This is a genomic window from Burkholderia sp. BCC1985 (assembly GCF_905339915.1).
In the GTDB taxonomy this organism is placed as follows: domain Bacteria; phylum Pseudomonadota; class Gammaproteobacteria; order Burkholderiales; family Burkholderiaceae; genus Burkholderia.
In genome coordinates this window covers 159,034-179,512 of sequence record NZ_CAJPGY010000011.1, presented here as the reverse complement: position 1 = coordinate 179,512, position 20,479 = coordinate 159,034, and the positions used below count along the sequence as shown (strand labels likewise).

Genomic DNA, 20,479 nt, shown 5'->3' with positions numbered 1-20,479 from the left:
AACGCATAATGCTGATCGTTACGTTCAGTTTTCCTGATACCGATGAAGATGCTCGATCACGACGTGCTGGCCACCGTCGTCGCCGTCGCGGAAACCGGCAACATGACCCGTGCCGCCGAAGCGGTGAACCGCTCGCAATCGGCCGTGAGCATGCAGATCAAGAGCCTGGAAGACGCGATCGGGCGGCCGCTGTTCGTGCGCAAGCCGCGCAGCATCGTGCTGACGCGCGAAGGCGAGGTGCTGCTCGGATTCGCCAGACGAATGCTGGCGCTGCGCGACGAGGCGTGGGCGGCCGTGGTGCGGCCGGAAGTGACGGGTAAGGTGGTCATCGGCGTGCCGGACGACTATGCGTCGTCGCTGCTGCCGTCGGTGCTGAAGAAATTTTCGGCGACCTATCCGAAGGTCGAGATCCAGGTGATCGGGCTGCCGAGCAGCGCGCTCGCGCCGCTCCTGAAGGACGGCACGGTCGATCTCGTGTGCGGCACGCGCATCAAGGGGCTGTCCGGCGACTTCATCCGCCACGAGCCGATGGCATGGGCCGCGATGACGAACGGGCCGCGCGTATGGGAAGAACGGCCGCTGCCGATCGCGGTGTTCATGCCGGGCAGCGTCGCGCGCGAGAACGCGATCCGCAGCCTCGAACGCGCGAAGCTGCCGTTCCGCACTTCGTATGAAAGCCCGAGCCTGCTCGGTCTGCTCAGCATGGTCGAGGCCGGCCTCGCGGTCGCGCCGCTCGCGCGCTGCGCGATACCCGCGCAACTGTCGATGCTCGGCCGCTCGCACGGGCTGCCCGATTTGCCGCCGCTCGAACTGATCCTCGCGCGCAGCACGAAATCGAAGCGCCCGCCGTGCGACTTTCTCGCGGAACAGCTGATGGAAGACCTGCAGCGGCAAACCGGGCAGACCGGCGACGCGTGATCAGCGCGTCGCGCCGAACCCGGCCGCGCCCAGCGCCGCATTGACGTTCGCGGCCACCCGATCGACGAGCGCTTCCAGCGTATCACCGCATACCTGCGCGTGTTCCGGCGCGACGTGCTCCGCGCGTTGCCAGCCCCACTGCGCGCCCGACACGACCGACAGCGTCGCGCCGAAGCGGTTGCCGTGGCGGCGGCCGAAGGTGCTCACGCGCCGCCCGGCCACGTAGTCCTGCTCGGGCAGACAAAGCCGGATCTCGACCGCGACCTGGTCGCGATCGTTGACGCGCGCGGCGGGGCTCACCGACGCTGCGAACACCTTGCCGATCCGCCAGGTCACGAAGCTCTCCCAGGCCTCGAGCGGCCCGCCGGCCGCGTCGACCCGCTCGGTGTCCACCGACCACTGGTGCCGGTCGGGCACGACGATCGCCTGATGCAGCAGCATTTCGGCCACGCGCACCGTCGTCACGAGCTGACGCGCGAGTTGCTGGCCGGACGGCAGCGACGCCGTCCGTAACCGGCCGCTCGCCGGCCGCGCGACAGGTACGACTTCCAATAGATCCATGACTCCTCCGTATTCGTGATCGGCGCCGCGCACGCAGCATCGCGCGCCGGTTCGCCGCCTGCGGGCGGACGACACGGCGACCGGCGATCGGGCGGCGGATCGGACAAGCCATCAAGGAACGAACGACAACCCACGAGCAACAACCGTTCCCAGCTTCACCGCGCGTTCGGCCCGACATGCAATCGGCGCGCGACCGGCCCGATCACAGCATCGGCCTGCTGCGCGATCAGCATGTGCAGCGTGAAATCCAGGTCTTCCGGCGCGATGTCGAAGTGCACGTGGACCACGTCGCGCACGGCACGCGCGCTGACGACATACACGCCGAGCGGGGAATGCAGCAGCGCCGCGAGCCGGGCGTGCGCGCGTTCGCCGGAATCGGCCGTCATGGTGACGGGCAACTGCAGGCGCGGGCGCGGCGGCGGGAACGGAATGACATTGCTGGGTGCGCCGGCGCGCAGCTGGCGGCCGGCGACATCGCAGGCGGGAACGGGATGAATGAAGGTCATGGAGCGGACGGAGGCCGTCCCGGCTGTTCGACACGTCCCCAGCTTAGAAGAGACCGGATAAACGTCGTGCAAAAAAACGGGCCGCCCGTGCAAAAAACGGCACGGGGGACATAACACGACACCGAGCTGCGGCTGGCCGCCGGTCGTCATGCGCGCGTTGCGGCCGCGCGCCGCGGTTCGCCTCAATCTCACCCGCGTTTGCGCCGCCCCACCCCGCTAGGCGAACGCTTCGAGCGACGCGCGCCGCCGCTCGTCGACCATCGATTCGATCAGCGACACCAGATCGTCGGTCAGCGGATCGCAGATGCCCGGCGAGCGATGCAGTTCGAGATCGGCCGCAGGCAGCGGCGGCAGCCCGTCCGTCTCGTCGAGCACGCGCCAGTTCTCGGGCAGCGTGCAGCGGTCGATCATCGTCACGGCCGCGCCGTGGTTCACCGCGATCTTGATGCCGGTCGGGCTCTGGCTCGTATAGACGACGTGATACGGCCGCTCGGCCGTCGCGAGCGCCTGCAGCCCGCGCTGCCGGTAGCAGCACGTCTCCGGAAACAGCGCGAGCGGCACCGACGCCTGCGGGCCGAGCGCGAAATCGCGGTGCGCGGCCCACACGACCTCGTGCCGGCCGAGCAGCCGCCCGCCCGCGTTCGGCCCGTGCCGCACGACGAGCGCGACGTCGAGCTCGCCGGCCTGCAGCCGTTCGAGCAGTTCGAGCGACGTGCGGCAATGCACGTGGAAGCGCGCGCCCGGCCGCATCGCATAGAACGACTTCAGCAGGTCGGGCAGCCACAGCTCCGCATAGTCTTCGGGCAGCCCGAAGCGCACGACGCCGCGGTCGCTGCTCGCCTGCTTCAGCGCGAGGATCGCGTCGTTCTGCACCTGGATGATGCGGCGCGCATGGATCAGGAAGTTCTCGCCGTCGCGCGACAGTTCGAGCCGCCGGCTGTTGCGCATGAACAGGTGCGTGTCGAGCCGCTCCTCGAGCGTGCGGATGCGCAGGCTGATCGTCGATTGCGTGCGATGCAGTTGCCGGGCCGCCGCGGTGAAGCCGCCGCTCTCGACGACGGCGACGAATGCGCGGATCAGCTCGGGATCGAGCGAACTGAGCTTCGACCAATCGGGCCTTTGAATGGCAGCCATCGGAATTACTCGCTTTCGAAAAAAGAAGGGAAGACGAAAGATAGGGCTCGGAGCACGCCGATTGTTGTCCGGAAGCGCCCGGCCCTCCAACCCCTGCCCGGGTATGACAAACCCGGAGCCGGTTCGCGAATGCCCACCCGCCGATCCCGCCCCGCCCGCCGTCACGACGCCGGCCGCGGCCCGCCCGGCGGGCGTCCGCGCGCCGGGCTCAGGGCATTCCCGGAGACGACGAAAACTCATAGCCCGATCAGAAAACATCGATTCACCGGCCGCGCCGCGGCCCACCACAATCGCCTCACTCCCAACCTCATCGACGAGACACCGCAATGACCGCATCTCAACCCAGGCAGCTTTACATCGGCGAAGGCTTCGAAGGCCCCGGCGTCAACCTCGCGCACATCAACGTGCTGGTCGGCCCGCGCAACGGCCCGGCGGGCCAGGCGTTCGCCACCGCCCTCGCGACGCCGTCGGCCGGCCATGCGCCGTTCGTCGTGATCGCGCAGCCGGGCGTGCCGACCAAGCCGCTCACGCTGTACGTCAACAAGGCGCAGATCGCCAGCGATTTCCACGGCAACGCCACGTGGGGCGCGTCGCAGGCCGGCATCGCGAAGGCCGTGGCCGAAGCGCTCGAGAACGGCACGCTGCCGCCCGAGGCGGAAAACGACTGGGTCGTCGTGTCGGCGAACTGGGTGAACCCGCAGACCGACGATCTCGATGCCGTGTTCGAGAACAACTATCGCGCGTGCCGCAACGCGATCGTCGCCGCGATGGAAGGGCTGCCGCATCGCGACGCGGTATTCGCCGCCGCGCGCGACGTGTCGAACCCGTTCTACACCCCGAAGAAAAACTGACGACGACGAGCGGCCGACACAAGGCCGCACCTGGAGGAAACATGGAATACGTCCGCCTCGGCCAGTCCGGCCTGAAGGTGTCCCGCCTGTGTCTCGGCACGATGAACATGGGCACCCCCGAATGGAAGCCCTGGATCTTCGACGAAGCGCAGAGCGAGCCGATCGTGCGCCGCGCGCTCGACGCCGGCGTCAACTTCATCGATCTCGCGGACTTCTATTCGACGGGCGTCGGCGAGGAAGTGGTCGGCCGCATCCTGAAGCGCAACGCGCGCCGCGAGGAGCTCGTCGTGACGACCAAGGTCGGCTACGACATGGGCAGTTATCCGAACGCGGGCGGCCATTCGCGCAAGCACGTGCTCGACGGCATCGACGGGTCGCTGAAGCGGCTCGGGATGGATTACGTCGACATCTTCATGCTGCACTTCTTCGACGTGAACACGCCCGTCGAGGAAACCATGAGCGCGCTGCACGACATCGTGCGCGCGGGCAAGGCGCGCTATATCGGCGTATCGACGATGTACACGTGGCAGTTCGCGAAGATCATGCAGGCCTGCGAACGAAACGGCTGGGACAAGCCGATCAACATGCAGCTGCAGCTGAACCTCGCGTATCGCGAGGAAGAGCGCGAGATGGTGCCGTACTGCATCGAACAGGGTGTCGGCGTGTCGGTGTTCAGCCCGCTCGCGCGCGGCCTGCTGACCTGCGAGCCGCAATCGACGCGCAACCAGACCGACTTCTTCACCGCGCAGATGTACGGCGACGCTGCGTCGCTCGCGATCGCGGAATCGGTCGCGAAGGTCGCGAAGCGCCGCGGCGTGCCGCCCGCGCAGATCGCGCAGGCGTGGGTGCTGAGCCGCCCCGGCGTCGCGAGCATGCTGGTCGGCGCGGATTCCGTCGCGCAGTTCGACAGCGCGCTCGGCGCGCTCGAAACGCAGCTCACCGAGGAAGAACTGCACGAACTGGAACGCAACTACACGCCGTGCGACCTGATCAACGACTACACGGCCGGCAAGCGCATCGCGCGCGCGTCGCGTCCGGCGCAGGGCAGCTTCGCAACGGACTGAAGGGCTGCGGCTCCGATGCACTGAAGGAACGACACACAATGAACGAATTTCTGAGGACCGGCCATTACATCGGCGGCGAATGGCACGAATCGCATGGCGCGAGCGATGCGACCTATCCGGTGCTGAACCCCGCGACCGGCGAGACGATCGCGAAAGTCGCGAAAGGCGGCGCCGACGACACGCAGCGCGCGATCGACGCGGCCGCGCACGCGTTTCCCGCGTGGCGCGCGCTGACCGCGAAGGAGCGCGGCGCACGCGTGAAGCGCTGGGGCGAGCTGATGCTCGAGCATCGCGATGCGCTCGCCGAGCTGCTGACGCGCGAGCAAGGCAAGCCGCTCGCGGAAGCGCGCGGCGAAGTCGCGTACGCGGCGAGCTTTCTCGAATGGTTCGCGGAAGAAGCGAAGCGCATGTACGGCGACGTGATCCCGAGCCCGAAGCCGGATTCGCAGATCGTCGTCACGCGCGAGCCGGTCGGCGTCGTCGCGGCGATCACGCCGTGGAACTTCCCGCTCGCGATGATCACGCGCAAGGCCGGCCCCGCGCTCGCGGCCGGCTGCACGATGGTGCTGAAGCCGTCCGAGGAAACGCCGCTGTCGGCGTTCGCGCTCGCGGTGCTGGCCGAGCGCGCGGGCGTGCCGGCCGGCGTGTTCAACGTCGTGTCGGGCGACGCGGTCGCGATCGGCGAGACGCTGACGAGTTCGTCCGTCGTGCGCAAGCTGTCGTTCACGGGCTCGACGCGGGTCGGCAAGCTGCTCGCGAAGCAGTCGGCCGACACGCTGAAGAAGCTGTCGCTCGAACTCGGCGGCAACGCGCCGTTCATCGTGTTCGACGATGCCGATCTCGATGCGGCGGTCACGGGCGCGATCGCGTCGAAGTTCCGCAACACGGGCCAGACCTGCGTATGCGTGAACCGCTTTCTCGTGCAGGACGGCGTGTACGACGCGTTCACGCGCAAGCTGGCGGACGCCGCGCGCACGCTGCGCGTCGGCGACGCGCTCGCCGGTGAAGTCGACCAGGGGCCGCTGATCAACGAGGCGGCGCTCGGCAAGGTCGAGCGGCACGTGGCCGATGCAACCGCGAAGGGCGCGCACGCGCTCACCGGCGGCAAGCGCCACGCGCTCGGCGGCACGTTCTACGAGCCGACCGTGCTGACCGGCATGACGCCCGACATGCTGATCGCCGAGGAGGAAACCTTCGGTCCCGTCGCCGGCTGCTTCCGCTTCACGACCGAGGAAGAGGCCGTCGCCGCGGCCAACGACACGCCGTTCGGGCTGTCGGCGTACTTCTACACGCGGGATCTCGGCCGCGCGTGGCGCGTGTCCGGTGCGCTGGAGAGCGGGATGGTCGGCGTCAACGACGGGATCATCTCGACCGAAGTCGCGCCGTTCGGCGGCGTCAAGCAATCGGGGCTCGGCCGCGAAGGCTCGAAGTACGGCCTCGACGAATACGTGGAACTCAAGTACACGCTGATGGCCGGCCTCGGCCGCTGACCACTCCCCGCGGTCGACCCGCGCCGCGCGCCGCCCGGGCGCGCGGCGCCTTGCACGGCGCTCGCGGGCATTCGTGCCCGCGCAGGCCGCCGCATCGCGCATGACAATCCAGGAGGCAGCTTGACCCAGGCCAACGTTCAATCCGGCACCGCGCGCGCGTTGCCGCTGTCGCGTGGCGCCGAGGCGCCGCACCGCCCCGTCGCGCTCGACGACGTGCCGCTCAACCGTTTCCACGTGAAGATCGCCGGCCTCACGTTCGGCGCGCATTTCACCGAAGGCTACACGCTCGGCACGATCGGTTATGCGCTGGCCGCGCTCGGCAGGCAGATGCCGATCGACGCGTTCTGGATGGGGATGATCGGCAGCTCGGCGCTGATCGGCATCTTCTTCGGCAGCCTCGTGTTCGGCTGGCTGTCCGACCGGATGGGCCGGCAGAAGATCTTCCTGACGAGCTTCGTGATCATCACGGCGGCCGCGTTCGCGCAGTTCTTCGTCACGTCGCCGCTCGAACTGTGCGTGCTGCGCGTGCTGATCGGCTTCGGGATGGGCGGCGACTTCACCGTCGGCCACGCGATCCTCGCCGAATTCTCGCCGCGCAAGCATCGCGGTGCGCTGCTCGGCTCGTTCAGCGTGATCTGGACGATCGGCTATGTCGCCGCGAACGTGCTCGGCCTCGCGTACGGCGACGCCGCGCCCGACGCATGGCGCTGGCTGCTCGCGTCGGCTGCATTGCCCGCGCTGATCGTGCTGGTGCTGCGGATCGGCACGCCCGAATCGCCGCGCTGGCTGCTCGGCAAGGGCCGCGTGCAGGAAGCGCGCGCCATCGTCGCGAAACATTTCGGGCCGCACGTGATGCTCGACGGTTCGGCCGAACCGCAGGCGAATGCCGGCTTCGCGCGACTGTTCCGGCATGACCTGATCCGCCGCACGCTTTTCAACTGCGCGTTCTTCGTGTGCCTCGTGATTCCGTATTTCGCGATCTACACGTTCCTGCCGACGATCCTGAAGACGATCGGCCTCGCCGAAGGCTTCGGTGCGGACCTGCTGCTGAACGCGTTTCTCGTGCTGGGCGCGCTGATCGGCATCTGGCTGACGATCCGGCTGTCGCGACGCGGCTTCCTGATCGGCTCGTTCGCGGTGACGTGCGCGTCGCTCGTCGCGCTTGCGGTGCTGCCGTCGACGGCGGCCGTCGCGATGATCGTCGCGTTCGCGATCTTCACGCTGACGATGTCGGCATTCAGCAACCTCGTCGGCGTGTTCCCGCCCGAGTGCTTCCCGACCGAAGTGCGCGCGAGCGGCGTGGGCCTCGCGATCGCGTGCAGCCGGCTCGGTTCGGCGATCGGCACGTTCCTGCTGCCGGCCGGCATCGCGACGTTCGGCTTTCACGCGACGATGTTCGCGCTCGCGGGCGTGCTGCTGGTGGGGATGATCGTGTCCATCGCGTGGGCGCCGGAGACGAAGCATCTGACGCTGGAGGAAGCGTCGGGGCATTGACGAGGGTGGCGGGTGGCGTGCCTGCCTCCATCGGTACGCTCGACGCTTTCGCGTCGGCTCGCCGCTGATGTGCGGCGGTGATGCCGAGCGCGATTCGAGCGAACCCAGCCGTGGCCAGGTGGGAATATCACGCGATGAGGGCCCTGACTGGATTCTCTTGTTTTACGAACCGGTCAGCCGCGTGGCGCTGCTGACGTTCGACTGGTCGTAGGGCGGGCGGGACGGCGGACGATCCGACTCGCGATTGGCCGTTCGGCGGACTCGGCGCCGCTGATTCGCGGCGATATGCTGGGGTTTTCCGCTTTTCGACCGCCACCATGCCCGCCCGCTTTGTCGACCTCAGCCATGTCCTGCCGTACGAGACGACGTACTTCGACGATCGGCTGGCGATCGAACGAAACGACCTGGATATTTCCGCGTTGTTGGGCGTGAGCGGCGATGTCCCCGATGAACTGCTCGTTTCGTTATGCGGAGCGCCTAAGGGATCGGAGATTCAAGCCTATCTCGACAGCAGAGGCTGGTTGACGCTCTCGGTCACGAACACCACCTGGATCCGATCCGAAAATCGTGTATCGGTGCGTCGGGAATCGGACACATCCCTACTCGAACTCAAGACAATCGATCTCGTCGACAACGCAATCGCGGGACTCGGCGCGGCGATGCTGTGGCGCATCGTCAGGGCGTCTGATACGTTGGGCATCACTCGAATCATTGCATTCGCGGCGGGGGGCCGGAAGGCGGCGCCCAAACCGGGCGGGCGTCGGCTATTCGGGTACTACGCATGGCCGCGGTTCGGTTTCGACGCGCCCATTCCCGACACGTGCAGCGATGAAGCGGCGTTGTTCCAGTATTTCCAGGGGCACCCGGTCGGTCTTGCCGACGGATCGCTCCGGACGCTGCGTGCGCTCTATGCCACACGATTCGGGCGAGATTTCTGGCGTGTGGCGGGATCACATCGCTGGATGTCATTCGACGTCGCACCGCATGGCACATCCGTGCAGGCGCTACAAAGATACCTGATCGAAAAGGAGATTTACGAATGAACGCAAAGCACACGCCGATTGCCGGATTCCGGGTCGCGCGCGCCATGGCAAAGCGGGGCCGGCCGGCGAACCGGCATCGCCTTGCTCTCGTCTCCGAAGCCAGGCAATTCCTCGATACGCTCGTCGCAAACGAACTCCATCGAAGCCTGGCGCGCGTCATGCGCAAGTCCGCCGTCGGGCACGACACATGGTCGGCCGACATGCAGGCATCCCCGCCGCGACGCGCCGTCTTCAACGTCGGGCGTATCGATCTCTCCAAGTGCCAGTTGCCGGTCGAATCGATCGCCGAGATCGAAGCCAGCGGACGCCGGGAGACACTCATGCACTTCGGACACGACCCCGACGCGTAGCCGGCCACGACGGGAGAAAGCTGTCTGACTCGGCTCGACAACGAGCGTACAGGTCTCCCGTTGGTAACGATCTTTAACGGACACCAAAGTTGAAAGCACTGCGCGACTGGCGCGGACCGATCCGATTTTTCCCACATTCCGATCAGCCACGTCCTACAGTCGCCCCTACCCCCGCCGCCCCGCCTGCCCCCGCAACCACGCGGCAAACGCAACCACGGGCTCGACCGCGATACTCTCCGGCTCGACATCGAGCCAATAGCCGAACGGTCCGATCGGCTGTACTGGCGACAGCCGCACGAGACTGCCCTCGGCGATCTCCTCCTCGATCATGTTCAGGTCGACCACCGCGAGCCCCGCGCCCTTGCGCGCCGCGCGGATCGCCTGTTCGAGCGTGGAAAACTCGATGCCGTCGGCGATCCGCGCCACCGGCACGCCGGCCTGCTCGCACCAGTCGGCCCATAGCGTCAGGCGCTTGCCTTCGTGCAGCACATGCAGCGACGGCAGCCGGCCGAGCAGCACGTCGAGCGCATCGCCGCGATAACGCGGCGCGCCGACGAGCGCATGCCGTTCCATCATCAGCAGCTCCGACTGCATTCCCGCGCGCGCCGCGCGCCCGAAGCGGATGTGGCAATGGCAGTCGTCGGCCGGCTCGGTGCGGATCGACAGCTCGACGTCGGGCAGCGCCTGCGCGAGCGTGCCGAGCCGCGGCGAAAACCACTGCGTCGCGAACGTCGGCGGCAGCGACACCGTCAGGCGCCGCTTCGCACCCGGCCGCGTGGCGGCGACTTCGTCGACGCCGCGTTCGATCGTATCGAACGCCTGCCCGATGAACGGCAGCAACCGCTGGCCGGCATCGGTCAGGCGCACGCCCTTGTGATCGCGCTCGAACAGCCGCGCGCCGAGCGCCTCCTCGAGCAGCCGGATCTGCCGGCTCACCGCCCCCTGCGTCACGCACAGCGAAACCGCCGCACGGTTGAAGCTCAGGTGACGCGCGGTCTCCTCGAAAAATCGCAGCGCGATCAACGATGGCAGGCGTCGCATGATGTGTGTCCCTTTCGTTCGTATCGTTCGTATCGTTCGTGCTGGTGCGAGCCGGCGCCGCCGTCCATCCCGCCGGCAGTCTCATCGCAACGACGTGCATCAACCGCCGCGCCGTAAAAAGCCCCGAGGGCCCGCCCCCTTCGTCGCATCCATTCATCGCCCCCAGCACCCGCGCCGCCCGCCTACAATAAGCATCCCGCACCAGACACGACACCGCCCCGTGAGACGCAAGATGCCGGCGCTGAACGCGCTGAAAGCCTTCGAGATGGCCGGCCGCACCGGCAGCTTCACGCGCGCGGCCGAGCTGCTCAACGTGACGCAGAGCGCGGTGAGCCGCCAGGTTCGCCAGCTCGAGGGCCAGCTCGGCGAAACCCTGCTCGAGCGCCGCCATCACCAGCTCGAACTGACGGCGGCCGGCCGCGTGCTGCTGCGCGCGTTGCAGCAATCGTTCGACAAGATCGAGCTGACCGTTCGCAGCCTGCAGGAAAAAACCCACCTGAACCGCCTGCGCGCGAACGTGCCGCCCACCTTCGCCGCGCGCTGGCTGATGCCGCGGCTCGGCCGGCTGCGCGACGCGCATCCCGAATTCGAGCTGAGCCTCACGACCCGCATCCACGACAGTCTCGGCGAATCGCGCGTGCTCGACTGCGCGATCCGCTTCGGCGACGGCGAATGGGACGGCTTCGACAACGCACTGCTGATGCAGGAGCAGCATATCGCCGTCTGCGCGCCCGCGCTGTATGCGCGGCTGCGGCAGGACGGCGCGCCGATCGACCTGAACCGCTTCACGCTGCTGCACGTGCTCGCCACCGACGACCAGCGCTACCTGACCTGGCAGCACTGGCTGAAGGCCGCCGGCATCGCCGACGTCGACACGCGCGGCGGCTACGAATTCGACCTGCTCGACCACGCGATCCGCGCGGCGATCGACGGCCTCGGGATCACGATCGCCGATCGCCATATGGTCGCGCGCGAACTCGCGACCGGGCAGCTGATGCAGGTGCTCAACGTACACGTCGACGGCCACCAGTCGTACTGGTTCGTCACGCGGCCCGAGCAGACGAACCTGCCGCACATCGTCCAGTTCCGCGACTGGCTGCAGCAGGAAGTGTGGCTCGCGAAGCGCCATCTCGAACCGTCGTCGCCGCTGCCGCAAGTGCCGCTGGCCTAGCACACGATCCGTGCCCCAAGCGTAGCCGACCGCCCCGCGCCGCGCCGAAGCGTCAACCGCGGCCGACACCTTACCGGCTCCCGCTCGCGCGCGCATCCGGATCAGTCGAAAAATGCGGGCCCGCCGCCGCCCGTCCCGCTCGCGGCCCGCACCACGGCAGCCTTGCCGGACGCGCGATTCCGGCCGATCGGTCGAGTAACGTGCATTTTTCTCATGCTCGACGCGAAAATAAGTCGTTTGTCGTGCACTAAACGCATGAAGAGAATGGCCTCTGTCCCGTACCGCGCGCGTCGCCACCCGAAGCGATCCGCCCGCAATCATCGGAGGAGTCACTTCATGCGCACTGAACGCAACTACGTGAACGGCCGTTTCGTCGCCCCGGAAAGCGACGCGTTCATCGTGGTCCACAATCCCGCCACCGAAGCGCCTTTCGCGCGCGTGCCGGCCGCGACGCCGGCCGACGCGCTCGCCGCCGTCGACGCCGCGGCCGCCGCGCAAAAGGCGTGGCGCAAGCTGCCGAGCGCCGAGCGCGCCGTGTACCTGCACCGCTTAGCCGACGCGCTGACCGCGCGCGCTCCGGAGATCGGCGCGGCGCTCGCGCAGGAATCCGGCAAGAGCATCGAGGACGCGTCGAACGAAGCCGTCTACGCGGGCCAGATCACGCGCTATCACGCCGAGTGGGCGCGCCGGATCGAGGGCGAGATCATCCCGAGCGACACGCCCGACGAGAACCTGTTCCTGCAGCGCGAGCCGATCGGCGTCGTCGCATGCCTGATCCCGTTCAACTATCCCGTCTACACGCTGCTGCGCAAGGTCGCGCCCGCGCTGATCGCCGGCAATACCGTGGTCGTGCGGCCGAGCAACCACACGCCGGTGTCCGCGTTCGAGATCGCGAAGGCGGCCGACGAAGCGGGCTTCCCGCCGGGCGTCGTCAACATCCTGACGATGGATCACGCGACGGCCGAAGCGCTGTGCACGCACCCGGCAGTCGGGATGATCACGCTGACCGGCAGCGTGAACGCGGGCCGCAAGGTGCTCGATTACTGCAAGGCGAACATCGCGAAGCCGTCGCTCGAACTCGGCGGCAAGACGCCCGCGATCATCGAGCCCGACGCCGATCTCGAACGCGCGGCCGCCGCGCTCGTCGCGTCGAAGACGACCCATTGCGGCCAGCTCTGCACGGCGATCGAGCGCGTGTACGTGCACGACAGCGTGCACGACCGTTTCGTCGCGCTGCTGAAGGAGAAGATGGCCGCCGTGCGCATCGGCGACCGTGCGCAGGACGCCACGCGGATGGGCCCGCTCGTCAGCGCATCGGCGCGCGCGCACATCCACGGGATGGTCGAACGTGCGATCGCGGCGGGGGCGACGCTCGAAACCGGTGGCGCGATTCCCGACGGCCCCGGCTTCTTCTACCCGGCCACGCTGCTCACCGGCGTGCGGCAGGACATGGAGATCGTGCAGGAGGAAACTTTCGGCCCGATCATGCCCGTGCTGCGCTACACGACGATCGACGAAGCGATCGCGCAGGCCAACGACCACCAGTTCGGCCTGTCGTCGGTGCTCTATACCGAGCGCTACCGCACCGCGATGACCGTCGCGAACGCGATCGAGGCCGGCGAGCTGTACGTGAACCGCACGCCGGCCGATCCGTACCAGGGCTTCCACGCCGGCTGGAAGCGCTCGGGCCTCGGCGGCGACGACGGCAAGCACGGGATGCTCGAATTCACGCAGACGCGCCTCGTCGTCATGAAGTACTGACACCGCCACACGCAAGCACCGTTTCCGGCGCGCGCACGACGACACCCCGCCGCGCGCCGCCCCTGACCCACCAGAACATAAAAAACCTGCAGGCGTCCGCCTCAAGGACGCCTGATGGAGGAAGACATCATGCCGACCCAACCGTCGACGCCCGCCGCGTCGCTCGCGCTGCACGACCACGCTCACGCGTCGCAGCATTCCCGCGCGCAACGCTACCTGCAACTGCTGCTGCTCGTGATTGCCGCGGGCGCGATCTACCCGATGCTGTATCTGCGGCAGGTGTACCAGCCGACGATGCTGCAGTTCTTCCATATCGACGACGTGCAGCTCGGTTACCTGTATTCGTCGCTCGGCACGATCTTCCTCGTCAGCTACCTGCCGAGCGGCTGGCTCGCCGACCGCCTGTCGCCGCGCTGGCTGATCTGCTTTTCGCTGCTCGCGACGGGCGCGCTCGGGCTCGTGTACGCGACCGGGCCGTCGTTCGACACGCTCGTGCTGATCTTCGGCGGCTGGGGGCTGACCACCGGCCTCACGTTCTGGGCCGCCGTGATCAAGCGCGTGAACATGATCGCGGGCCCCGACGAACAGGGCCGTTTCTTCGGGCTGCTCGACGGCGGCCGCGGGCTCGTCGAGGCGCTGCTCGCGACGATCGCGATCACGCTGTTCGCCTACGTGACGCAGGCGCGCGGCGGCACCGATGCGGCCGGCTTCACGCTCGTCGTGCATCTGTACGCGTTCTTCTGCATCGCGCTCGGCGTGCTGCTCGCGCTGGTGAAGGATCCGGTGGGCGCCGGCGGTCGCAAGGCCGTGACGGAACGCCGAAAAGGCAGCGTGCTGACCGACCTGAAGACGCTCGCGGCGATCCCCGAACTGTGGCTCGTCGCCGCGATCGTGTTCTGCGGCTACCAGGTGTTCTGGGCGACCTACAGCTTCTCGGCCTACCTGCACGAAGGCAATTTCGGGCTCAGCGCGACGGCGGCCGGCTTCATCACGACGCTCAAGCTGTGGATGCGTCCCGTCGGCGGCATCGGCGGCGGCTTCCTCGGCGACCGCGTGTCGAAGGTGTCGGTGCTGTTCTGGGCGCTGGTGCTCGCCGCGCTGTCGCTCGTCGGGCTGATCGCCGCGCCCGCGCACAGCCCGCAGGCGATGCTCGTCGTGCTCGTGCTGTTCATCGGCATCCTCACCTATGCGATCCGCGGCCTCTACTGGTCGCTGCTCGACGACTGCAAGGTGCCGACCCATTGCGCAGGCCTCGCGATCGGCCTGATCTCGGTGCTCGGCTATTCGCCCGACGTGTTCGTGCCGCTGATCAACGGCTACGTGACGCAGACCTGGCCGGGCGCCCACGGCTACCAGCTCTATTTCGGCTACATCGCTGCGATCGCGCTCTGCGGCGCGGGCGCGGCCGCGTTCCTCAAACACCGCCTCAACCGCATTCACCGTATCCAGGAGTCCGCATGAAGATCGTTTCGCTCGAAACCCATATCGTCGCCGTGCCGCCGCCGCATATCGGCGGGATGTACTGGATCTTCGTGAAGCTGAAGACCGACGACGGCATCGAAGGCGTCGGCGAGATCTACTCGGCGACGTTCGGCCCGAAGGCGATGGCGCCGATCATCGACGACGTGTTCGAACGCCACCTGCTGAACCGCGACCCGCATCACGTCGAACGGCTGTTCCGCCAGGCCTATTCGAGCGGCTTCACGCAGCGACCGGATCTCACGATGATGGGCGTCGTCAGCGGCCTCGAAATGGCGTGCTGGGACATCATCGGCAAGGCCGCCGGCAAGCCCGTGTACGAACTGCTCGGCGGGAAGATCCACGAGCGGCTGCGCTCGTACACGTACCTGTACCCGAAGAACGCGAAAGGCGAATACGACTACGACGATCCCGACCTCGCGGCCGAATGCGCGGCCGAGAACGTGAAGCTCGGCTTCACGGCCGTCAAGTTCGATCCGGCCGGCCCGTACACGGCCTACTCGGGCCACCAGCTGTCGCTCGAAGTGCTCGACCGCTGCGAGACGTTCTGCCGCAAGGTGCGCGAAGCCGTCGGCAGCAAGGCCGACCTGCTGTTCGGCACGCACGGGCAGATGGTGCCGTCGTCGGCGATCCGGCTCGCAAAGCGGCTCGAGAAATACGACCCGCTGTGGTTCGAGGAGCCGGTGCCCCCCGGCCAGGAAGAGGCGATCGCGCAAGTCGCGAAGCACACGTCGATTCCGATCGCGACCGGCGAGCGCCTGACCACCAAGTACGAATTCCACAAGTTGCTGCAGGCGGGCGGCGCATCGATCCTGCAGTTGAATGTCGCGCGTGTGGGCGGCCTGCTCGAAGCGAAGAAGATCGCGACGCTCGCCGAAGTGCACTACGCGCAGATCGCACCGCACCTGTACAACGGGCCGGTGGGCGCGGCCGCGAGCATCCAGCTCGCGACCTGCACACCGAACTTCCTGATACAGGAAAGCATCATGACGTGGGGCGGTTTCCACACCGAAGTCGTGAAGACGCCGATCCGCTGGGAAGACGGCTACATCGTCCCGTCGAACGAACCGGGCCTCGGCATCGAACTCGACATGGACGTCGTGAGGCGCCACACGCCGTACACCGGCGAACGGCTGCACCTGCAGATGGGCGAACACCCCGTCGACGTGAAGGATCTCGCCCCCGCGAAGGGCTGAGCGCAAAGGACAGACATGAGCTACGACTACATCATCGTCGGCGCGGGCTCGGCCGGCTGCATCCTCGCGAACCGCCTGAGCGAATCGGGCCGGCATTCGGTGCTGCTGCTCGAAGCGGGCGAGCACGACGCGTCGTTCTGGTTCAAGGTGCCCGTCGGCTTCACGAAGACCTACTACAACCGCCGCTACAACTGGATGTACTACAGCGAGCCCGAGGCGCAGCTTGCCGATCGCAAGCTGTACTGCCCGCGCGGCAAGGTGGTCGGCGGGTCGGGCTCGATCAACGCGATGGTCTACGTGCGCGGCCAGCGCAGCGACTACGACGACTGGGCGGCCGCCGGCAATCCGGGCTGGGCGTACGACGACGTGCTGCCGTACTTCCGCAAGCTCGAAACCCACGCGGCGGGCGCGACCGATCCGCAGCATCACGGCGCGACGGGGCCGATCCACATCACGTCGATGAAGGCCGACGTGCATCCGATCGTCCACGAGTTCCTGAAGGGCTGCGGCGAACTGAACCTGCCGCGCACCGACGATTTCAACGGCGCGCAGTTCGAGGGCGCAGGCATCTACGACCTGAACACGAAAAACGGCGAACGCTGCTCCAGCAGCTTCGCGTACCTGCGTCCCGCGCTGGGCCGCGCGAACCTCACGCTCCGCTCGGGCGTGCTCGTGCGGCGCGTGACGTTCGACGGCACGCGCGCGACCGGCGTGGTCGTCGCGGGCGGACACGGCGACGAAACGCTCGTCGCCGCGCGCGAGGTGATCCTCGCGGCCGGTGCAGTCGATACGCCGAAGCTGCTGCAACTGTCGGGCGTCGGCGATCCGGCGCTGCTCGCGCGCCGGCGCGTGCCGCTCGTGCATGCGCTGTCGGCCGTCGGCCGCAACCTGCAGGACCACCTGTGCGTGAGCTTCTACTTCAAGGCGAACCGGCCGACGCTGAACGACGAGATGGGCACCCTGCTCGGCAAGATGAAGATCGGCTTGCGCTACCTGCTGACGAAGCGTGGCCCGCTCGCGATGAGCGTGAACCAGGCGGGCGGCTTCTTCCGCGGCACGGCCGATGCGCAGGAGCCGAACATTCAGCTTTACTTCAACCCGCTGTCGTACCGGATCCCGAAGAGCGACCGCGCGAGCATCAAGCCCGAGCCTTACTCCGGATTCCTGATCGCGTTCAACCCGTGCCGGCCGACGAGCCGCGGCACGATCGAGATCGCGTCGAACCGCGCGGAAGATGACGCCAAGATCCACATCAATGCGCTGACCACGCAGAAGGATCTCGACGAGGCCGTGCAGGGCAGCAAGGTGATTCGTGCGCTGATGCGCGCGCCGGCGCTGAAGTCGATGACCGTCGAGGAAATTTCGCCGGGGCCGCAGGTCGATTCCGACGAAGCGATGCTGCAGTATTTCCGCGAGCAGTCGGGTTCGATCTACCACCTGTGCGGCTCGTGCGCGATGGGGCCGGACGCGGCGACGTCGGTGGTCGATGCGTCGCTGCGCGTGCACGGGCTGCAGGCGCTGCGGATCGTCGATGCGTCGGTGTTCCCGAACATCACGTCGGGCAACATCAACGCGCCGACGATGATGGTCGCGGAGAAAGGCGCGGACCTGATCCTGGCGGATGCGGCGCGCGGCGAGACGAACGGCGTGCCGACGAACGAGCGGGAACTCGTCGCGCATTGAGCGAGCGCGGTGATCCCGTCGAAAGTCGTTCATACTTCGCGAGATCACTCTCCTCGCGCGACAGGTTACCGAATCAATGCCGACACACAAAAAGGAAATGAAGCGATGGCACGCGATCACGTTTCTCTCGCTGATTCTCGCGCCGCTCATCATCATGTTCGTCGGCCTGTTTGCGACGGAGCGCTGCTATCCCGCCGACTGGCCCGGTTCCTCGGCGGTCGTCGCCGGATTCACGCTCGCCTTCGTGCTGCTTGCAATCGTCGTCACGTCGGACCTTCGAACAGCGTGCAGTATCAAGGAGTTCTTGCTCTGCGTTCTGATGTTCGGCGGCCTGGGCATGATGTTCGGCAACTTCACACTCACGGCGCTGGTCAGAATGACCGCGCATTCGCCGCGGTCATTCGAGACCGGTTTCGCACTCGATGCGTCCGGTCCGAAGGGGTGCAGGCACCAGGCGACCTTCATGGACGCCGCCCTCGGCGCGCCGATTTCGGTGTGCAACCGCGATCTGGATCTGCCTGACGAAAGTGCGCCGGGTGTCGTCCGCGTCGAGGAGCTGGTCGGCCCGTATGGCGTGCGGCTGATCGACATATCGGTCGTCAAGTCAAACGCGGCCGGCACGTAGCATCGCCCCCGGGGATCGCGAACGGGTCGCCGCCCCGCCTCAGTCGCTCGCACTGCCCGGCGCTCCCGCATCGCCAAACACCCGCACGATGTGATCGATCATCGCGCTCATCCGCGCGGTATGCCGCAAGTCCTTGTGCGTCACCATCCAGACTTCGTAAGGACGCGCCGACGTACGCGCCGGCCACACGCGCACCAGCGCGTCGCGCTCCGCGATCGGCACCGGGAGCTCGGCGAGCCCGAGCCCGGCGCGCGCCGCCGCGCGCAACATCAGATTCGAATTCAGCCCCGACACGATCCGCCCCGCGCGCACCGGCTCGCCGACCACCGTGAGCGGGCCGCGTGCATTCAGGTGCGGCAGGAAGCACACGAGGTCATGCCCTTCGAAGCCGGTGCCGGGCACCGGTTCGCCATGCCGCTCCAGGTATTCCTCCGACGCGTACAACCCCGTCGGCCACGCGGCGAGCCGGCGCGTGAGCAGATCGGGATTGTCGGGCTTGATCGTACGGATCGCGATGTCCGCCTCGCGCTTGGCGAGGTTCTCCACCTGCGTCGACGTGTTGAGCAGCACGCGCACGTCCGGATGCTCGTCGTGCAGGCTGCGCATCGCGCGCATCACGAATTCGAGCCCGATCGTATCGGTCGTCGTCACGCGCACGTCGCCGGCAAGACGCCGGTCGACGCCCTGGGTCTGCCGCACCAGGTCGATCGCCGATTGCTCCATCTTCTCCACGTTGCGCAGCGCGACCTCGCCCACCGCGGTCGGCACGTACCCGGCCGACGTGCGCAGGAACAGCGTCGCGCCGAGCGCGCGCTCGAGCGCCGCGAGCCGCCGGCCGACCGTCGCCTGGTCGAGCCCGACCGCCCGCGCGGCGCCGCGCAGGCTGCGTTCGCGATGGATCGCGAGAAAGATCCGTGCGTCGTCCCAGTTCAAGCGCCTTCTCCCGGTGTGATGCAAATTTGCATCTGTGGTCGTGAAAATCGCTGCGCGAATTCATCAAGGCCCAAGCCTATACTTTTTTCACCGACCACTCACCAGTCTTTTCGAGGCAAACATGTCCGATACGCTCTCCCCCGTTCCCGCCGACATGGCGGCAGTCGAAATCACCCGCCCCGGCGGCCCCGAAGTCCTTGCAACCGCACGTCGCCCCGCGCCGCGGCCGAAGGCCGACGAAGTGCTGATCCGGGTTCACGCCGCCGGCGTGAACGGCCCGGACGTGCTGCAACGCAAGGGACTCTACAACCCGCCGCCCGGCGCATCCGACATCCCGGGCCTGGAAATCGCGGGCGAAGTCGTCGCGACCGGCACAGCCGTGCACGGCTTCGCGCCGGGCGACCGGGTCAGCGCGCTGGTGACGGGCGGTGGTTATGCGGAATACGCGGTCGCCCATCACCTCACGACGATGAAGCTGCCGCCCGGACTCGACATGATCGAAGCCGCGGCGCTGCCGGAAACGTTCCTGACGGTCTGGCTGAACCTGATCCAGCGCGGGCGGCTGCAGGCGGGCGAATCGGTGCTGATCCACGGCGGCGCGTCGGGCATCGGCACCACCGCGACGATGATCGCGAAGGCGATGGGCGCGTCGACCGTCATCACGACGGTCGGCTCGGAAGCGCATCGCGCCGCGAGCCTGCAGCTTGGCGCGGATCACGCGGTGCATTACCGGGAAGAAGACTTCGTTGCCGAAGTCGACAGGATCACCGCCGGCAAGGGCGTGGACGTGATCCTCGACATCATCGCGGGCGACTACGTCGCGCGCAATTACCGGGCCGCGGCGATGAACGGGCGGATCCTGCAGGTCAGCGCACTGAACGGGCCGGCGAAGGAACTCGACGTGTGGCCGATGATGACAAAGCGCCTGACGCACATCGGTTCGACGCTGCGCTCGCGCACGCCGGAGGAGAAGGGCGCGCTCATCGCCGAACTCGAACGGCACCTGTGGCCGCACGTCGCAGCCGGCACGGTCAGGCCGCAGGTGTTCCGCACCTTCCCGCTCGACGACGCGCGCGGCGCGCACGCGCTGATCGACTCCGGTGTGCACGTCGGCAAGATCGTGCTGACGACGGCCGCGCACCGCGCGCAGTGAGCGCGGCACGCAGCCTGGGCGGCGTG

Annotated in this window: 19 protein-coding genes; 14 read left to right on the top strand and 5 right to left on the bottom strand. The window is 67.6% G+C overall.

Annotated features, from left to right (window positions below; translation table 11 throughout):
• Positions 1–42: 42 nt before the first annotated feature.
• Positions 43–918, top strand: a complete 876-nt coding sequence (locus U4Z31_RS14095; protein ID WP_044848057.1) for a LysR family transcriptional regulator — start codon at positions 43–45, stop codon at positions 916–918.
• On the opposite strand, the gene U4Z31_RS14090 is transcribed toward U4Z31_RS14095, so the two are convergent.
• The 3 genes from U4Z31_RS14090 to U4Z31_RS14080 all read right to left on the bottom strand — a co-directional run bounded on the left by U4Z31_RS14090 (position 919) and on the right by U4Z31_RS14080 (position 3,119).
• The gene (locus U4Z31_RS14090) at positions 919–1,479 is read right to left on the bottom strand and encodes a hypothetical protein (protein WP_321810642.1); all 561 of its coding nucleotides are present in this window, start codon (positions 1,477–1,479) and stop codon (positions 919–921) included.
• Between the two features lie 155 nt (positions 1,480–1,634).
• Entirely contained in the window at positions 1,635–1,985 is a 351-nt protein-coding gene (locus tag U4Z31_RS14085) for a hypothetical protein (RefSeq protein WP_321810666.1), read from the bottom strand.
• Positions 1,986–2,201: 216 nt separating this feature from the next.
• A complete protein-coding gene (locus U4Z31_RS14080; protein ID WP_044848054.1) occupies positions 2,202–3,119 on the bottom strand; it encodes a LysR family transcriptional regulator in 918 nt (305 codons plus the stop codon).
• A 326-nt stretch (positions 3,120–3,445) separates the two neighbouring features.
• Here U4Z31_RS14080 and fae point away from each other — a divergent pair, with 326 nt between their 5' ends.
• From fae to U4Z31_RS14050, 6 genes are all read left to right on the top strand, one after another.
• Positions 3,446–3,970: a formaldehyde-activating enzyme gene (gene fae / locus U4Z31_RS14075; protein ID WP_011356415.1), complete on the top strand. Its 525-nt coding sequence runs from the start codon at positions 3,446–3,448 to the stop codon at positions 3,968–3,970.
• A 41-nt stretch (positions 3,971–4,011) separates the two neighbouring features.
• On the top strand, positions 4,012–5,034 hold the full coding sequence (locus tag U4Z31_RS14070; RefSeq protein ID WP_321810641.1) for an aldo/keto reductase: 1,023 nt from the start codon (positions 4,012–4,014) through the stop codon (positions 5,032–5,034).
• A 38-nt stretch (positions 5,035–5,072) separates the two neighbouring features.
• Positions 5,073–6,524, top strand: coding sequence for an NAD-dependent succinate-semialdehyde dehydrogenase (locus tag U4Z31_RS14065; RefSeq protein WP_321810640.1), 1,452 nt, complete (start codon positions 5,073–5,075; stop codon positions 6,522–6,524).
• A 159-nt stretch (positions 6,525–6,683) separates the two neighbouring features.
• A complete protein-coding gene (locus U4Z31_RS14060) occupies positions 6,684–8,018 on the top strand; it encodes an MFS transporter (protein WP_321810665.1) in 1,335 nt (444 codons plus the stop codon).
• A gap of 317 nt (positions 8,019–8,335) precedes the next feature.
• Positions 8,336–9,061 carry a hypothetical protein gene (locus tag U4Z31_RS14055; RefSeq protein ID WP_321810639.1) on the top strand — a complete coding sequence of 242 codons (726 nt, stop codon included), beginning with the start codon at positions 8,336–8,338 and terminating at the stop codon, positions 9,059–9,061.
• On the top strand, positions 9,058–9,411 hold the full coding sequence (locus U4Z31_RS14050) for a hypothetical protein (RefSeq protein WP_321810638.1): 354 nt from the start codon (positions 9,058–9,060) through the stop codon (positions 9,409–9,411). Before U4Z31_RS14055 ends, U4Z31_RS14050 begins: the two co-directional genes overlap by 4 nt.
• A gap of 165 nt (positions 9,412–9,576) precedes the next feature.
• Here the strand turns inward: U4Z31_RS14050 and U4Z31_RS14045 are convergent, their stop codons facing one another.
• Entirely contained in the window at positions 9,577–10,452 is an 876-nt protein-coding gene (locus U4Z31_RS14045) for a LysR family transcriptional regulator (protein WP_321810637.1), read from the bottom strand.
• 232 nt (positions 10,453–10,684) lie between these two features.
• Here U4Z31_RS14045 and U4Z31_RS14040 point away from each other — a divergent pair, with 232 nt between their 5' ends.
• From U4Z31_RS14040 to U4Z31_RS14015, 6 genes are all read left to right on the top strand, one after another.
• Complete coding sequence (locus tag U4Z31_RS14040) at positions 10,685–11,623, top strand: LysR substrate-binding domain-containing protein (protein ID WP_011356424.1); 939 nt, start codon at positions 10,685–10,687, stop codon at positions 11,621–11,623.
• A gap of 336 nt (positions 11,624–11,959) precedes the next feature.
• Positions 11,960–13,384: an aldehyde dehydrogenase gene (gene aldA / locus U4Z31_RS14035; RefSeq protein WP_044848047.1), complete on the top strand. Its 1,425-nt coding sequence runs from the start codon at positions 11,960–11,962 to the stop codon at positions 13,382–13,384.
• 129 nt (positions 13,385–13,513) lie between these two features.
• Positions 13,514–14,845: an MFS transporter gene (locus U4Z31_RS14030; protein ID WP_321810636.1), complete on the top strand. Its 1,332-nt coding sequence runs from the start codon at positions 13,514–13,516 to the stop codon at positions 14,843–14,845.
• Complete coding sequence (locus tag U4Z31_RS14025; protein ID WP_321810635.1) at positions 14,842–16,059, top strand: mandelate racemase/muconate lactonizing enzyme family protein; 1,218 nt, start codon at positions 14,842–14,844, stop codon at positions 16,057–16,059. The genes U4Z31_RS14030 and U4Z31_RS14025 overlap by 4 nt, the downstream gene beginning before the upstream one ends.
• A gap of 15 nt (positions 16,060–16,074) precedes the next feature.
• Positions 16,075–17,742: a GMC family oxidoreductase gene (locus U4Z31_RS14020; RefSeq protein WP_321810634.1), complete on the top strand. Its 1,668-nt coding sequence runs from the start codon at positions 16,075–16,077 to the stop codon at positions 17,740–17,742.
• 76 nt (positions 17,743–17,818) lie between these two features.
• Entirely contained in the window at positions 17,819–18,367 is a 549-nt protein-coding gene (locus U4Z31_RS14015; protein WP_321810633.1) for a hypothetical protein, read from the top strand.
• Positions 18,368–18,406: 39 nt separating this feature from the next.
• Here the strand turns inward: U4Z31_RS14015 and U4Z31_RS14010 are convergent, their stop codons facing one another.
• Positions 18,407–19,300 (bottom strand): LysR family transcriptional regulator, encoded by an 894-nt coding sequence (locus U4Z31_RS14010; protein ID WP_321810632.1) that lies wholly within the window; start codon positions 19,298–19,300, stop codon positions 18,407–18,409.
• Between the two features lie 121 nt (positions 19,301–19,421).
• On the opposite strand from U4Z31_RS14010, the gene U4Z31_RS14005 reads away from it, so the two are divergent.
• A complete protein-coding gene (locus U4Z31_RS14005) occupies positions 19,422–20,453 on the top strand; it encodes an NAD(P)H-quinone oxidoreductase (RefSeq protein WP_321810631.1) in 1,032 nt (343 codons plus the stop codon).
• Positions 20,454–20,479: the final 26 nt, after the last annotated feature.

Excerpts from the sequence above, each read along its gene's own strand:
- U4Z31_RS14025 (WP_321810635.1), top strand. The coding sequence starts at position 14,842 with ATGAAGATCGTTTCGCTCGAAACCCATATCGTCGCCGTGCCGCCGCCG.
- aldA (WP_044848047.1), top strand. The coding sequence starts at position 11,960 with ATGCGCACTGAACGCAACTACGTGAACGGCCGTTTCGTCGCCCCGGAA.
- U4Z31_RS14085 (WP_321810666.1), bottom strand. The coding sequence starts at position 1,985 with ATGACCTTCATTCATCCCGTTCCCGCCTGCGATGTCGCCGGCCGCCAG.
- U4Z31_RS14055 (WP_321810639.1), top strand. The coding sequence starts at position 8,336 with ATGCCCGCCCGCTTTGTCGACCTCAGCCATGTCCTGCCGTACGAGACG.
- U4Z31_RS14090 (WP_321810642.1), bottom strand. The coding sequence starts at position 1,479 with ATGGATCTATTGGAAGTCGTACCTGTCGCGCGGCCGGCGAGCGGCCGG.
- U4Z31_RS14080 (WP_044848054.1), bottom strand. The coding sequence starts at position 3,119 with ATGGCTGCCATTCAAAGGCCCGATTGGTCGAAGCTCAGTTCGCTCGAT.
- fae (WP_011356415.1), top strand. The coding sequence starts at position 3,446 with ATGACCGCATCTCAACCCAGGCAGCTTTACATCGGCGAAGGCTTCGAA.
- U4Z31_RS14045 (WP_321810637.1), bottom strand. The coding sequence starts at position 10,452 with ATGCGACGCCTGCCATCGTTGATCGCGCTGCGATTTTTCGAGGAGACC.
- U4Z31_RS14040 (WP_011356424.1), top strand. The coding sequence starts at position 10,685 with ATGCCGGCGCTGAACGCGCTGAAAGCCTTCGAGATGGCCGGCCGCACC.
- U4Z31_RS14030 (WP_321810636.1), top strand. The coding sequence starts at position 13,514 with ATGCCGACCCAACCGTCGACGCCCGCCGCGTCGCTCGCGCTGCACGAC.
- U4Z31_RS14050 (WP_321810638.1), top strand. The coding sequence starts at position 9,058 with ATGAACGCAAAGCACACGCCGATTGCCGGATTCCGGGTCGCGCGCGCC.
- U4Z31_RS14070 (WP_321810641.1), top strand. The coding sequence starts at position 4,012 with ATGGAATACGTCCGCCTCGGCCAGTCCGGCCTGAAGGTGTCCCGCCTG.
- U4Z31_RS14005 (WP_321810631.1), top strand. The coding sequence starts at position 19,422 with ATGTCCGATACGCTCTCCCCCGTTCCCGCCGACATGGCGGCAGTCGAA.
- U4Z31_RS14015 (WP_321810633.1), top strand. The coding sequence starts at position 17,819 with ATGCCGACACACAAAAAGGAAATGAAGCGATGGCACGCGATCACGTTT.
- U4Z31_RS14020 (WP_321810634.1), top strand. The coding sequence starts at position 16,075 with ATGAGCTACGACTACATCATCGTCGGCGCGGGCTCGGCCGGCTGCATC.
- U4Z31_RS14065 (WP_321810640.1), top strand. The coding sequence starts at position 5,073 with ATGAACGAATTTCTGAGGACCGGCCATTACATCGGCGGCGAATGGCAC.
- U4Z31_RS14095 (WP_044848057.1), top strand. The coding sequence starts at position 43 with ATGAAGATGCTCGATCACGACGTGCTGGCCACCGTCGTCGCCGTCGCG.